Annotated in this window: 10 protein-coding genes; 2 read left to right on the top strand and 8 right to left on the bottom strand. The window is 70.5% G+C overall.

Annotated elements, in window-relative coordinates; all coding sequences use genetic code 11:
- Positions 1 to 102 precede the first annotated feature (102 nt).
- The gene (locus ACV7NM_RS07885; RefSeq protein WP_463409610.1) at positions 103 to 1,251 is read left to right on the top strand and encodes a PLL family lectin; all 1,149 of its coding nucleotides are present in this window, start codon (positions 103 to 105) and stop codon (positions 1,249 to 1,251) included.
- 18 nt (positions 1,252 to 1,269) lie between these two features.
- Here ACV7NM_RS07885 and ACV7NM_RS07880 read toward each other — a convergent pair whose 3' ends face one another.
- The 8 genes from ACV7NM_RS07880 to ACV7NM_RS07845 all read right to left on the bottom strand — a co-directional run bounded on the left by ACV7NM_RS07880 (position 1,270) and on the right by ACV7NM_RS07845 (position 12,826).
- Positions 1,270 to 2,871 carry a glycosyltransferase family 2 protein gene (locus ACV7NM_RS07880; protein WP_463409609.1) on the bottom strand — a complete coding sequence of 534 codons (1,602 nt, stop codon included), beginning with the start codon at positions 2,869 to 2,871 and terminating at the stop codon, positions 1,270 to 1,272.
- A gap of 17 nt (positions 2,872 to 2,888) precedes the next feature.
- Positions 2,889 to 3,683 (bottom strand): Ig-like domain-containing protein, encoded by a 795-nt coding sequence (locus ACV7NM_RS07875; protein ID WP_463409608.1) that lies wholly within the window; start codon positions 3,681 to 3,683, stop codon positions 2,889 to 2,891.
- The gene (locus ACV7NM_RS07870; RefSeq protein WP_463409607.1) at positions 3,680 to 4,501 is read right to left on the bottom strand and encodes a rhamnogalacturonan acetylesterase; all 822 of its coding nucleotides are present in this window, start codon (positions 4,499 to 4,501) and stop codon (positions 3,680 to 3,682) included. The genes ACV7NM_RS07875 and ACV7NM_RS07870 overlap by 4 nt, the downstream gene beginning before the upstream one ends.
- A 2-nt stretch (positions 4,502 to 4,503) precedes the next feature.
- A complete protein-coding gene (locus ACV7NM_RS07865; RefSeq protein WP_463409606.1) occupies positions 4,504 to 6,006 on the bottom strand; it encodes a D-ribitol-5-phosphate cytidylyltransferase in 1,503 nt (500 codons plus the stop codon).
- 67 nt (positions 6,007 to 6,073) lie between these two features.
- Entirely contained in the window at positions 6,074 to 8,071 is a 1,998-nt protein-coding gene (locus ACV7NM_RS07860) for a hypothetical protein (protein WP_463409605.1), read from the bottom strand.
- 165 nt (positions 8,072 to 8,236) lie between these two features.
- Positions 8,237 to 9,283 carry a phage baseplate protein gene (locus tag ACV7NM_RS07855; RefSeq protein WP_463409604.1) on the bottom strand — a complete coding sequence of 349 codons (1,047 nt, stop codon included), beginning with the start codon at positions 9,281 to 9,283 and terminating at the stop codon, positions 8,237 to 8,239.
- Between the two features lie 190 nt (positions 9,284 to 9,473).
- Complete coding sequence (locus ACV7NM_RS07850; RefSeq protein WP_463409603.1) at positions 9,474 to 11,603, bottom strand: 3-hydroxyacyl-CoA dehydrogenase NAD-binding domain-containing protein; 2,130 nt, start codon at positions 11,601 to 11,603, stop codon at positions 9,474 to 9,476.
- Complete coding sequence (locus ACV7NM_RS07845; protein ID WP_463409602.1) at positions 11,600 to 12,826, bottom strand: thiolase family protein; 1,227 nt, start codon at positions 12,824 to 12,826, stop codon at positions 11,600 to 11,602. The genes ACV7NM_RS07850 and ACV7NM_RS07845 overlap by 4 nt, the downstream gene beginning before the upstream one ends.
- Before the next feature lie 294 nt (positions 12,827 to 13,120).
- Here ACV7NM_RS07845 and ACV7NM_RS07840 point away from each other — a divergent pair, with 294 nt between their 5' ends.
- Positions 13,121 to 14,284, top strand: a complete 1,164-nt coding sequence (locus ACV7NM_RS07840; protein WP_463409601.1) for an alpha/beta fold hydrolase — start codon at positions 13,121 to 13,123, stop codon at positions 14,282 to 14,284.

The following is a 14,284-nucleotide window of genomic DNA, read 5'->3' as shown; positions in this document are numbered from 1 at the left end:
GAAGGGGTGCATCATAAGACACACTTTCGAGTGGCTGGTTCTTTCGGGTGAACAGCCCCGCCCGTTCGGGCGGACGTACTCGGCGGATGAGTGGAGAGCGGCGTGATCCGAGGCAGAGGCGGTAGCCGGGCCGCCACTTCGGCCCGTGGTGCCCACCAAGCCTCCGGCGCCGCGACCGGCGCCCCCAAGACCTCGCCCCCGGCCGGGAACTGGCTCTTCCGGGGCGGTGACGGCCGCCTGACGGCCTACGCGTCCGGCCCGCGAGGCCTCCTGCGCTGGACCGAGGCCGCCGCTCCGTACGCCGGCTGGATCGGCCCCGAGCTCCTCGAAGTACCGGGCTGGACCGGGCCGGTGGCGATGGCCCGCAGCGCCGAGGGCTACGTGCACTTCGTGGCCCTGACCGCCGCCCCCGACGGCTCGGGCAGACCCGAAATCGTGGTCTCCACCCAGTTCCAGCCCGGCCGCGGCCTGATCGACTGGCACAGCCTCGGCACCCCCGCGGTCCCGGGCGGCCCCACCGGCGACGGCCTGGCCGGCCCGCCCCGCATCGCCGTCAACCAGCGCTCGGGCGCGACCCACGTCATCGTCTCCCTGCGGTACGGCGGCATCCTGCGTCGCAGCCGCAACGCCGAGGGCAAGTGGGGCGGCTGGAAGCAACTGGCCGAGGAGCCCTACGAGGGCGCGGTGACGCCGCTGATGCCCGCCGGCGGGCCGCTGGAACTGCTCGCCCTCGCGCCGGGGCGCACCGACCGCTGGACCGGCGTCAGCGGCGGCCGGTTCGTCCTCACCGACCGCATCCCCACGCCGGTCGTGCCCGACACCCCCGCGGTGTGCGAGACGGGCCCGCGCCGCCTCACGTACTTCTGGCGCTATCCGGGAGACGGCTCGTTGGTCGCCTGGCGCCCGGCCGGACCGGGTACGCAGGGCGGCCTGATGGGCCTGGGCGGCCAGGGCGGCCATGGCGCGCCGGGCGTCACCCGTGCCGACATAGGCGGCTACGACTGCACGGTGCTCGCCCAGGTCGGCGCGGACGGGGACATCGAAGTCACCGCCTACGTCACCGAGAACGAGGGCTACGGCACCTGGTGGGTCCCCCTCGGCGCCCGGGGCGCCCGCGCCCCCCAGGTCGCGGTGGACGCGACCGGCCGGCTCGTCGTCGCCGCCCTCGACCGCGACGGCGCCCTGACCGTCGCCCGCCAGGACACCGCCGAGCAGGGCCTCGCCTTCGGTCCCTGGGAGACCGTCGGCTGAGCGGTCGCGGGAACCGGCTCACCGGGCCGGCAGCGGGGTCCGCTCGGCGATCTCCAGGCTCAGGCCCCCGGATTGCGTGTAGTACGGGGTGGCGACCAGCTCCATGCCGTGGACACCGGGCGAGGGCGCGATCCGCACCGGAACGCGGGCCGTCACGTCGACCTCGGGGCCACGCCGCGGGCCGAGCCGGACCTCCCGGGTGACGCCCTCGAAGCTCACCGCGAGGTACAGGTCCCAGATGCCCGGCGCCAGCGGCCAACCGTTCGCGGTCTGCGCCAGGTTGACCCGCGCGGAGAAACGGCCCATGGCCCGGGGCCGGCCCTTGGCGTTGGTCAGCGCGTCGTCCCGACGGGCGGTCACCGTGTAGGTCTCCCTGGCCCCGCTCGTCCGCTCCCGCAGTACCACCCGGGTGGCCCGCTCCTTCGTCGACAGTTGCTCGAAGAAGGCATAGCCGTCCAGCAACAGCATGGGGCCGTCCCAGCGGAGCTTTTGCAACTGGTGGCTGACGGTCATCTCGTCGGTGATGTCGAACAGGTCGTCCGGCAGGCCCACCTGCGGGTCGCGGAAGAACGGCAGCGTCGTGAACACACGTCCGTTCTCCACCGTCTTGCGCACGGCCGGCCGGTCCTTGTCCGCCTCGAAGTCCGCCATCGCCTGCGCCTCGGCGAAGCGGTGCCCGGCCAGCAGCGCGAAACGCGCGGCCACCATGCGCGGCAGCAGCGCGAGCGCCCCGGGCGTCACCTGCGTACGAAGCACCTCCGCGGCGGCCCACAACGCCTGCTCGCGTTCGGCGGGGTCGGTGGCCGTCAGCAGCGCGGCCGCGGTGGCCTCGCCGAGCTCCACCTCCAGGTGCCGCGCGTGCAGCCGGTCGCGGCGCGGCCCTTCGGGCAGCAGTGAGGACACCTGTGCCAGCATCCGGGAGGCCAGCGCGACCCGGTCCGCCAAGGTGGCGTACGGGGCCGGGGCGGCGGCGCCCTTGACGACGCAGACCGCGTCGGCGACGACGGAGACGTTGTCCGCGCCGATGAACGCGGCGGCGGTGAAGGCCTGCTCGTCGCCGATGGCCATGTCCGTCGGGAACGCCAGGCCGCGGCGCTGGAGCAGCGTCGTGCGGAACAGCTTGTCGGGGGTCAGCGACCAGTAGGCCTTCGTGGAATCCAGGTCGGTGTAGGGCTGGTTCTTGCGGTACAGGGAGGCGGCCTCCGGGTGCCCGCCCGGGCCCTCGGGCTTGCCGAGCACCACGTCGGCCTCGTGCGTGTCGGCCGCCGCCACCATCCGCTCCAGGGCGTCCGGCGCCAGCCGGTCGGTGGCTTCCAGGAAGATGACGTACCGGCCGCGGACCTGGCTCAGCGCCCAGTTGCGGGCGGATGCCGGGGTCATCCCGCGCGCGACCTGCCCCATGCGCAGCACCGCGGGGTACTGGTGTACGGCGCGGGCCAGTACGGAGCCGCTGTCGTCCGTGGAACCGTCGTCGACGGCGATGATCTCCAGCCGATCCGGGCCGATCGACTGCGCGAAGAGCGAGGACAGGCAGGCGTCGAGCGCGGCGGCCTGGTCACGGACGCGGAGCGCGACCGTGACGTCCTTGATGTCGGTGACGCCCCCGACGGCTGTGTTCATGATCTCGTGATCCTCGTTCAGTTCTGCCGGGAACGGTGGGGCCAGGGCATCTCGCCGGTGAGTTCGGGCCACTGCCAGGGGTGCCGGGCGCTGTCGGCCGGCCGCTCGGGGAAGACGCCGGGGGAGTCCGGCGTGCCCACGAACACGTTCACGTGCGAGGTGAGCTCCACCCCGGCCGGACTCGCCACCGTGTAGGTGAAACGGTCGTAGCCCGTGGCGCCTGCGGCGGGCGTGTAGGTGACCCAGCCGTCGTACGACAGCTCGGCCTCGCCCTGGCGCGGCTGCGACACCGATACGGCGGTGCTGCCCGCGGGCGCCCCCGACAGCAGGTTCACCGTGCCGGGGCCGCCTGCCGCCGTCGCGATCCGCAGGCCCCGCGCGGCGGCGGGGCGCAGCGGCAGCGGCTCCGCGCCGAGCCGGCCCGTACGGATGAGTTTGCGGCCCGAGGCGTCGGGGATGGCGACGACGATCTGGGCCCGGATGCTGCGCGGCCGGGCCGGCTCACCCACCCGCAGGTGCAGCGCGCCCGTGGTGGTCCCGCCCGCGTCGGTGCGCACCCGGAACCAGCGCTGGCGCGGGAAGTACTCCAGCCCCTGTACGCCGACGATCTCGCCGGCCCCGCTCAGGGGCTCCTCCAGCAGGTACGCGCAGCCCCGACCGGCGCCGGGGTCGGCCGCGACCGACAACGCGAACTGGACCGTCTCCCCGGGCGCGGCGCCGGTCCGGGGGTCGGCGGAGCTGTACAGGGCCGCGTAGACGGCGCCCGACGACGGGTCGTCGCCGGTGGCCCGGCCTCGGCGGAGCAGGTTCACGCGCGGGACTCCTTGGCGGCCACGGGCCCGGACACCCGGGACGCGGTGCGGTGCTTGAAGGTCTCCTCGTCCAGCCAGCCCAGCTCCTCGTAGGAGAACCGGCGGCGGTCGAGGCCACGGACCCAGGGGGACGGGATGACGCCCTGCTCGGCGAGGCTGCGGGCCACGAAGCGGGCGCATTCGATGGCGCCCTCGGCGCGCAGGTGCACGTTGTCCCCGTCGTGGACGTTCTCCAGCAGCGGTTCGCCCGGCCGCAGGTAGGTGAAGACGGGCTTGGACGCCTCCGGCCCGAGCTCCTCCCACCACTGCAGGCTCTGCCCGTACAGGTCGAGGTAGGGGACGTGCTCGTCCTCGGCCAGTTGCCGGGCCGCGAGCGGGTAGTCGCCCAGGAAACGGGCGATGTTGCCGTGCGCGTCGATGCGCCGCCGCTCGTACGGCAGCAGCACCACGGGGTGCGCCTGCCGCTCGCGCGCGCCGTGCACGTACGCGGCCAACTGCTCCTGGAAGGTGGAGAAGGGCTTGGTGTGCAGTCCCGGGTCGGGCTTCACGTCGATCTGGCCGAAGCCGAACAGGAAGTAGTCGCCGGGCTCCAGCTGGTCCAGGATCCACTGGAGCCGGCCCCGCTCCCGGAAGCTCTTCGAACTCGCCCGCGCGCGCGAGCAGTTGACGACCTCCAGGGCGTCGGTGAGGAACAGCGGCAGCGCCTGCGTCCAGCCTGCCATGGGCAGGTAGCTGTAGGGCCGGCTGACCGCCTGCGAGTCGCCGGCGACGAACAGCCGCCGCGGCCGGGCGAGCCGCGGCTCGGGTACGTAGCTCACGGCTAGACTCCCCCGTCCTCCGTGGTCTGGATCAGCACGGACTCCAGCGCCGCCTCGACCGCGGAGCGCTGCGCCGCGTTGGTCGGGTCCTGCTTGCGCACGTCGATGACGTGGCCGGTCATCTCCGACAGCAGGACGTCGAGGGAGGACAGCGCCACCGCCTCGGAGGTCAGCAGGGAGTCCGAGGGCTCCTGCCCGAACGCCTTGGTCCGCATCGGGGTGGCGGTGCGCTCCGGGTTCACGCAGTTGACCCGGATGCCGTTTTCGGCCCACTCGTCGGCGAGCGCCTGGGTCAGGTTGACCATGGCGGCCTTCGTGGAGGAGTACAGGCTGTACTTGGCGCGGCCGCGGGTGTAGCTGCTGGAGGTGAACAGCAGCAGCTGGCCCTCGGTCTCGCAGAGGTACTTGTAGGAGGTGCGCGCGATGTTCACCGGCGCCAGGTAGTTGACCTCCAGCGCCTCGCGGATCGTGTCGTTGTCCGCCTCGTCGAGCCGGCCGACCCGCAGCACGCCCGCCGTGTTCACGACGAAGTCGATGCGTCCGGTCTCGGCGTACGCCCCGGCCAGTGCCTCCTCGACGTGGTCGGGGTTCTCCACGTGCGTGCCGGTGGTGGAGCGGCCCAGCGCGAAGACGCGGGCGCCGAAGCCCTCCGCGATGCGCGCGATGTCGGCGCCGATCCCGTACGAGCCGCCGAAGACGACCATGGTCTTGCCGGACAGCTGCGAGCGGTAGGCGTCGTCGCCGGCCTGCGCGGGCGCGGCGTGGGAGGCGAGTTGGAACAGCTTGTCGGCGATGAAGACGTCGACCGGCTGGGTTACCTTCATGTTGTACTCGTCGCCCGTGACCACGTGGACCGGTACGTCGGGCAGGTACTTGACGACCACCGAGCAGTCGTCGGTGGCCTGGAAGGACGGGTCCGCGGCGGCCCGCTCGTAGGCGGCGCGAATGGTGGAGAGCCGGAACCCCTGGGGGGTCTGGCCGCGGCGCAGCCGGGAGCGGTCGGGCACCTCGGTGATGAACTCGCCGTCGTCCCCGTGGGTGCGGGTGACGATGACGGTGTCCGAGGAGGGGATCGCGACGTCGACGGCCTGGTAGCGCTCCAGGGACTCCACACACTCCCGGACCACGCGCTGCGACAGCAGGGGACGTACCGCGTCGTGGAACAGGAGGTTGACGTCGTCGCCCGCGCCGAGCCCCTCGGAGGCCGCGCGGATGGCGATCCGGGTGGTCTCGCTGCGGGTCGAACCGCCCGCCAGCACGCGGGTGACCTTGGCCAGACCCGCGCGCTCGACGATGCGCCGGGCGTCGTCGACGTAGTCGGGCGTCATGAGCAGGATGACCTCGTCGACGTCCGCCGCGCTCTCGAAGACGTGCAGCGTGTGCTCCAGGATCGGCTTACCGGCGATCTTGAGCAGCTGCTTGGGTATTTCGAGACCGATGCGCTGGCCCGTGCCCCCGGCGAGGACGACGGCGATGGTGCGGCGGGGGTTGGGTCTGGACGACACGTCGCCTTCTTCCTGGGCTGAGGGCAGTCATGGCTGTGGAGCGGTAGGCCGCGAACGGGGACGCCCGTTATGCGGGGTGGTAGCTCGCTTCCGGTTCCTCGATGGGGAAGTCGAGGAGTCCGCGCCGGTAGAGGTTGTTGGCGGCGGCGTTGAACCGGACGACCGAGGGCGGGTACTCCTCGCCGAGGAGGTACTGCTTCAGTTGCTCCCGGTAGGGGGCCATGAAGTCCTCACGGGGCTTCAGCATCGCCTCGATGGCCTCCGACAGACCCGTGCAGTCGGAGTCCAGCAGGTAGGAGGCGTAGGCGGTGCGCTGCTCGTTGCGGAACTCCTGGTCGGGCAGGCCGTCCAGGTTGAAGATCGCGTACGGCTTGAGGGTCGCGATGAAGTCGGACACGACGCTCGACATGTCGCCGATGAGCAGGTCGGACTGGTTGAAGCAGTCGTACAGGGCCGGGATGCGCTCGATCACCACGTGGTGCGCGGCGTCGGGCATCGCACTCCAGTACAGCTTCCCCGCCTGGTTGCGGCTGCGCCGGATGCGGGCGGTACGTTCCTCTTCGGTGAGGTCGGGGTACTTGGAGCGGACGCCGCGCTCGGACAGGTCGGCGATCCGCTTGTCGATCCGGGCCAGCTTCTTGGCGGCGGCCTTGGAGTCGGTGACGTTGCGGCCGAAGCGTCGGGCGTTGTCCTCTTCGAGCAGGGCGATGATCCGCCGGTGCGCGGCCGCGGCCTCGGCGGAACGCGAACCGGTGAGCGGGTGCGGCTTGTAGATGATGCGGATGGCCTGCTCGTGGTCGAGCAGGGCCTGGATCAGCTTCTCGCCGGCCGGGATGACGGAGGTATAGCAGGCGTCGTCGGTCCAACCCTCCCAGGTGGGGGCGTAGATGACGGTCGGGACCGGGCCCGCGACCTTGCCGGTCCAGCGCTGGAGGGACATCAGCTGGGGCCGGCCGACCTCGACGATCTGGTTGTGCGTGACGGCGTGCTTGATGCGCTCGTAGCGGTCGCGACCGGCGCGTCCGGCCACCCAGATCTCGTCGAACACCTTGCTGACGCGGTTGCTGCTGGCGAGCTTGTCACTGTCGCCGTGACCGATGAAGACGTGCTTGACCTCGGCGCGCTGGAGCATGTGCACGTTCTTGCCCGCGTTGCCGGGGTAGAGGGCGACGCGCAGTTCGTTCATCTCGATCCGCGCGAGGTTGTCGGCCTTGGGGACGCAGATGACGGGAACGGACGTCGCGTCGAGGTAGCGCAGGGTGGCCCGTTCGCGCAGCACGATGATGGGCCGCAGTTCCAGGGACTCCAGGGACTCCAGCCACATGTTGACCTGGTACATGAAGTCTTTGGAGATGGCGGCGAAGGTGAAGTAGAGCGCCACCTGCGGGCGGTAGTGCGCCAGCTGGTTGTTCAGCTCGTCGATGGCCTCGTCGACGGTCGGCAGCTTGAGCGCGTTGCGCGCGTCGGGCAGCAGCACGAGCAGGGAGAGGTAGGCGACGAAGACCGTGGTGATCATTCCGTAGGTGACGAAACGCCAGTCGTCGGTGGCGATGGTCGCCAGGGCGCCGCCCACGAGGGGTATGTCCAGGTGCAGTGTCTTGCGGACGTGCTTGTTCACGAGGAAGGGGTGCGGCATGCGCCGGATGCCGAGCGCGGTCTCCGTGTCGAGCCCGCGCGTGGTGAACGGCAACTCGTTGCGCTGCTTGCGCACGTGCTTGAGGAGCGCCCCGTAGGCGAGCTGGAGGATGAACAGCAGGAGCAGCCCGATGGTGGTCATCTGCGACACGAAGGAGGCGATGTCGGCGACGGCTCCGCACAACCCCAGCAGCAGGAACTGCCGGATGAGGAAGCGCATTGTCAGGCCGAAGCGCGAGTCGCGCAGCCGCTCCAGCGTCGTCGACTCCGTGTTGTGCAGCATCAGGTCCGCCACATAGCTGATGGCCACGCAGTAGGTGAACATCGGCACGGAGGCCAGCGCGACGGCGACCATCATGCCGAGGAAGCTGAGGATGAGCCCAGAGGTGATCAGAACGCCCATCGCGGCGTGCAGTCGTTTGGAGCCCATCGGGGGAGTCGCTCCCAAGGAGTGTTGTAAGGATTGTGTCAGCGCGTCGGAGTAGTATAAGCAGCCAAATGGATGGCTTAAGAACGTCCGGTGAACCGCAGGCCAACGTTCGTGGGAGCCGTGGCGATGCCCCCGCGCATAGGTCATCCGAGGTCAGCGAACCGCTCACAGGGTGAAGCGATAGACCGTCAGCTCGCGCCGATCCCCGGCTTTTATGGAAAATCCCACACACAAACCCGGGCGTGACCCCGCCATGCTGACGGCCATTCCCTCGGGCTCCCGATAGGGGAGATTCGGCGCCACGGTCACCCGGTGACGGCCCTGCGCCCGACCGGTGCGGATGTCAATCGCGGAGACATATGTATTTCCCCCGGACTTGGGGGGATTGTCCCCGTTCTTTCCGGTATAGGGATGCCCGGTCAGCACGTACACGAAGTCACCGTGCAGCGCGCAGCCCTGGAACCACTCCTCCTCCTTGACCTGCACCCCGGCGCTCATCAGGTGCGCGGCGTCGAAGTGACCGGCGAGGAAGTCCGCCGTCCCGTACACCGCGAACCGGTGCTCCCCGTCCTCGGTGTGACTGACCAGCACCCGGCCGCCCGCCAGGTCCAGCGCGGGCGAGACCTCGGTGGCGCCGGGGACCGGCTCGTAGTGGGTCACGGCCTTGTCCGAGCCGTCGACCGTCGCCCCGTCCTTGAAGCGCACGCGCGCCACCGAGCGTCCGTAACCGGTCGCCGGGTCGGGCTTGCCCTCCACCCATATGTACGTGGTGGTGCCGGCCGGTTCCACGCCGAAGGAAATGCCGTGCCCGAAGCCGCGCAGATACATGTGCCCGAGCGGTATCCCGGAACTGCTCAACCGCGTCAGGCACATATCGCCCGCGCTCTTGCGGTCGCCGGAACTGACGGGCTCGTCCTCGCCATCGAGCCGGATATCACCCTGAACGCCCTGGAGGGTGTAGAGCAGCCCGTTCGCGTCGTCGAACGCGAACGATTGCGGACCCGTCGTGTTGAAAAGCGGCGTGGGCGCCAACAGTTCCGCACCTGTCCGCATATCGAACTCACCGACGCGCGGAGGGGAGTTGTCCGGCGGTACTTCCTCGGTATCGGACCCGAGCGCCCATACGAGGCCGCTCGTGGTGATGCCGGCGGCTACGGCGCCGCCCGCGAAGAGCAGGTTCCGGCGGCTGAAAGATCTCTTGTCGTCCGCCATGCCCGGTATTCTGCCGGCCCCCTCGACGGGCCCCGCAGCCGCCCCCGTACGCCCGGAGCCAAGAGTTCCGCGAAACGGCGGACGCCCGCCCCCCTGGTGAGGGGGACGGGCGTCCGGACCGCTCGCGCGGTGGGGGTGCTCCGGGCACTCGGGCCGGTGTGGAACCGGGTGCGGCCGGTGCGGACCCGGTTCAGGCCGGGACGCTCGCCAGGCCGGGAGCGAGGAACTTCTTGCCGTTCACGCGCTCGGAGACACCCTCGCGGTCCAGGTACGGCGTGATGCCGCCCAGGTGGAAGGGCCAGCCGGCGCCCGTGATGAGGCAGAGGTCGATGTCCTGGGCCTCGGCCACGACACCCTCCTCCAGCATCAGGCCGATCTCCTGCGCGACCGCGTCCAGGACGCGGTCGCGCACCTGCTCCTCGGTCAGGACGGAGTCGCCCTGCACGAGGAGGGCGGCGACCTCGGGGTCCAGCTCCGGCTTGCCGGAATCGTAGACGTAGAAGCCGCGCTTGCCGGCCTCGACGACCCGCTTGAGGTTCGGGGAGACGGTGAAGCGCTCCGGGAAGGCGCGGTTCAGGGTCTCGGAGACGTGCAGACCGATCGCCGGGCCGACGAGCTCCAGCAGCACCAACGGCGACATCGGCAGCCCGAGCGGCTCGATCGCCTTCTCGGCGGTGACCACCGGGGTGCCCTCGTCGATGACGTTCTGGATCTCGCCCATGAAGCGGGTCAGGATGCGGTTCACGACGAACGCCGGGGCGTCCTTGGTGAGGACCGCGGTCTTCTTCAGCTTCTTGGCGACACCGAAGGCCGTGGCCAGCGAGGCGTCGTCGGTCTGCTCACCGCGGACGATCTCCAGCAGCGGGAGGATCGCGACCGGGTTGAAGAAGTGGAAGCCGACCACGCGCTCCGGGTGCCGGAGCTTGGAGGCCATCTCCGACACCGACAGCGAGGAGGTGTTGGTGGCGAGGATCGCGTGCGCCGGGGCGACCGCCTCGACCTCCGCGAACACCTTCTGCTTGACGGACATCTCCTCGAACACGGCCTCGATGATGAAGTCCGCGTCCGCGAAGCCCTCGGCCTTGTCCAGGACACCGCTCACCAGGGCGGTCAGGCGGTTGGCCTTGTCCTGGTTGATGCGGCCCTTGCCGAGCAGCTTCTGGATCTCGGCGTGGACGTAGCCCACGCCCTTGTCCACGCGCTCCTGGTCGATGTCGGTGAGGACCACCGGCACCTCCAGGCGGCGCAGGAACAGCAGCGCCAGCTGCGAGGCCATCAGGCCCGCGCCGACGACGCCGACCTTGGTGACCGGACGGGCCAGCGACTTGTCCGGCGCGCCGGCCGGGCGCTTGGCGCGCTTCTGCACCAGGTTGAAGGCGTAGATGCCCGAGCGCAGCTCGCCGCCCATGATGAGGTCGGCCAGCGCCGAGTCTTCGGCGTCGAAGCCGGCCTGGAGGTCGCCGTCCTTGGCCGCCGCGATGATCTCCAGCGCGCGGTAGGCGGCCGGGGCGGCGCCGTGCACCTTGGAGTCCGCGATGAAGCGGCCCTTGGCGACGGCCGCGTCCCAGGCGTCACCGCGGTCGATCTCGGCGCGGACTACCTCGGTCTCGCCGTTCAGCACGCGAGCCGTCCACAGCAGCGACTGCTCCAGGAAGTCGGCGCCCTCGAACAACGCGTCCGCGATGCCGAGTTCGAAGACCTGCTTGCCCTTCAGCTGCCGGTTCTGGTTCAGCGAGTTCTCGATGATCACCGAGACCGCGCGCTCCGGGCCGATCAGGTTCGGCAGCAGGGCGCAGCCGCCCCAGCCGGGCACCAGGCCGAGGAAGACCTCGGGGAGGGAGAAGGCCGGGATGGCCTTCGAGACGGTGCGGTAGGTGCAGTGCAGACCGACCTCGACACCGCCGCCCATCGCCGCGCCGTTGTAGTACGCGAAGGTGGGGACGGCCAGGCCCGACAGCCTCTTGAAGACGTCGTGGCCGCCCTTGCCGATGGCGAGCGCCTCGTCGTGGTTCTTGAGCAGCTCGACGCCCTTGAGGTCGGCGCCGACCGCGAAGATGAACGGCTTGCCGGTGATGCCCGCGCCGACGATGGAGCCGGCCGTGGCCTCCTGCTCGACCTGGTCGATCGCCGCGTTCAGGTTGGCGAGGGACTGCGGGCCGAAGGTGGTCGGCTTGGTGTGGTCGAAACCGTTGTCCAGCGTGACGAGCGCGAAGCGCCCGGCGCCGAACGGCAGGTCCAGGTGGCGCACGTGCGCCTGGGTCACGACCTCGTCCGGGAACAGCTCGGCCGCGCCCTTCAGGAGCTCAGCGGTGGTGCTCACTTGGAGTCTCCCTCGGCGTTGAAGTTCGGGTTCTCCCAGATGACCGTGGCGCCCATGCCGAAGCCGACGCACATGGTGGTCAGGCCGTAGCGGACGTGCGGCTGCTCCTCGAACTGGCGGGCCAGCTGCGTCATCAGGCGCACGCCCGAGGAGGCGAGCGGGTGGCCGAACGCGATCGCGCCACCGTACTGGTTCACGCGGGCGTCGTCGTCGGCGATGCCGTAGTGCTCCAGGAACGCGAGGACCTGGACCGCGAACGCCTCGTTGATCTCGAAGAGACCGATGTCGTCGATGGTCAGGCCGGCCTGCGCGAGGGCCTTCTCGGTGGCCGGGATCGGGCCGTAGCCCATGACCTCCGGCTCCACGCCCGCGAAGGAGTACGCGACCAGGCGCATCTTGACCGGGAGGTTGTTCTCCCGGGCGAAGTCCTCGGACGCGATGATCGCGGCGGTGGCGCCGTCGTTGAGACCGGCGGCGTTGCCCGCGGTGACCCGGCCGTGCGTACGGAACGGGGTCTTGAGGTTCGCCAGGTTCTCCAGCGTGGTGCCCGGGCGCATCGGCTCGTCGGAGGTGACCAGGCCCCAGCCCGTCTCGCCCGCCGCCTCGTTGGTGTTGCGCACCGAGATCGGGACCAGGTCCTGCTGGATCTTGCCGTCGGCGTAGGCCTTCGCGGCCTTCTCCTGCGAGCGCACGGCGTACTCGTCGGCGCGGAGCTTGGTGATCGTCGGGTACCGGTCGTGCAGGTTCTCGGCGGTCATGCCCATGAACAGGGCGGACTCGTCGACCAGCTTCTCGGAGACGAAGCGCGGGTTCGGGTCGACGCCCTCACCCATGGGGTGGCGGCCCATGTGCTCGACACCGCCGGCGAGGGCGACGTCGTAGGCGCCGAAGGCGACACCGCCCGCGACGGCGGTCACGGCGGTCAGCGCGCCGGCGCACATGCGGTCGATCGAGTAACCCGGGACCGACTGCGGAAGGCCCGCGAGGATGCCGGCCGTGCGGCCCAGCGTCAGGCCCTGGTCGCCGATCTGCGTGGTCGCGGCGATGGCGACCTCGTCGATCTTCTTGGGGTCCAGGTCCGGGTTGCGGCGCAGCAGCTCCCGGATCGCCTTCACGACGAGGTCGTCGGCGCGGGTCTCGTGGTAGATGCCCTTCGGGCCCGCCTTGCCGAACGGGGTGCGGACGCCGTCGACGAAGACGACGTCCCTGACGGTACGAGGCACGTTGGCTCTCCTCCAGGTGCGGGGTGGCACTGCTGCGCGGGGGCGGCTCGGCACGACTTGCTGAGCGCCCGCTCACCCGGCCATGCTACTTGCCGGTAACCGGCGTGCACACCCCCTCCCCGAACAGCGGCGAAGGTCACACCCGGGCGGCGGCCGATCGGAGCGACGGCAGGCCCCGATGGGGTCGGATCCGGGGCTCCGGCGGCCCGGCGCCGGGCCGCCGACCGGGGCCGAGCGGATGCTGGCCCCGCCGGGGGCACGGGCCTCCGGATCCCCCGGAGGACGGACGACCCCATGACCCTCACGCCCACCGACCACGCCGTCCAGCACAAGTCGACCGTCCCCGCCAACGCGGGGGACCTGGTGAACCTCTTCGTGCGCGAATACGACGGGACGCAGCCCAATACCCCGCCCGCCAAGCGGCGGGCCGTCCTGATGCTGCACGGCAGGACCGTGCCCGCCCTGGCGATCTACGACATCGGTACCGGCGACTACAGCTGGGCCCGGGAACTGGCGAAGGACCACTACGACGTGTTCGTCATGGACCTCCAGGGCATGGGGCGCTCACCCCGCCCCGAGATGGACATGCCGTGCAATGCCAACCCGGCCCAACACGGCCGGGTACTGACCCCCAACCTGCCTCTGACCAGCGACTGTGCCCCGTCCTACCCGCACCAGCTGAACAACTCACAGAGCGACTGGGACGAGGTGCACACGGTCGTCGAGTACATCAAGGACCTCCACGGCGTGAAAAAGGTGGACCTGATCGGCAACTCCGCCGCGGCCTACGCGCTGGGGCCGTACGCCATCAAGTACCCGGGCAACGTCCGGAGCCTGATGTTCCAGGCGCCGGTCTTCAAGCCCGACGGCCAGGCCAGCGCCCCGAACACGGAGTTCGGCGCGCCGTTCCCGCTGCCCCTGTCCAACCCCCCGTACCCGATGAACCTCGGTCTCAAGTCCGGGGTGCAGCAGGCCTGGGCCAACGAGACCGACCCCGACTGCACCGACCAGCAGGCGCCGGACATCCTCGACCGCGTCTGGGCGGAGATGATGGCCAGCGACGACAAGGGCCGCACCTGGGGGAAGGTGCTGCCCAACGGTCAGCCGGAAGGGGTGAGCCGCCAGCGCCAGACCTTCTGGTGGGGCTGGAACAAGCAGACCGCGCCCCTGCACGGGGTGCTCGGCGGCGCCGTCCCCGTGCTCCTCGTGTACGGGGAGCTCGACAAGACGGTGACCACCGCCGGCCTGTCGGTCGTCGAGCTCTACAAGGCCATCGCGGGCGAAAAGAAGCTGATGTTCAAGGTGTCCTGCGCCAGCCACCAGATGGTGTGGGAGGGCCGGCGCAAGATGCTGCACCTCATGTCGAAGCAGTGGCTCAAGAACACCGCCGTGTTCGGGCTGTCGAGCGGCAGCTACTACGTGGACAACGCCGACAACCACTCGCCGCTGCCCGTGTAG

Source organism: Streptomyces sp. Tek67B01, assembly GCF_055231995.1.
Note: the sequence above shows the minus strand (reverse complement) of the source record. Positions and strands in the feature narration are given on the sequence as shown.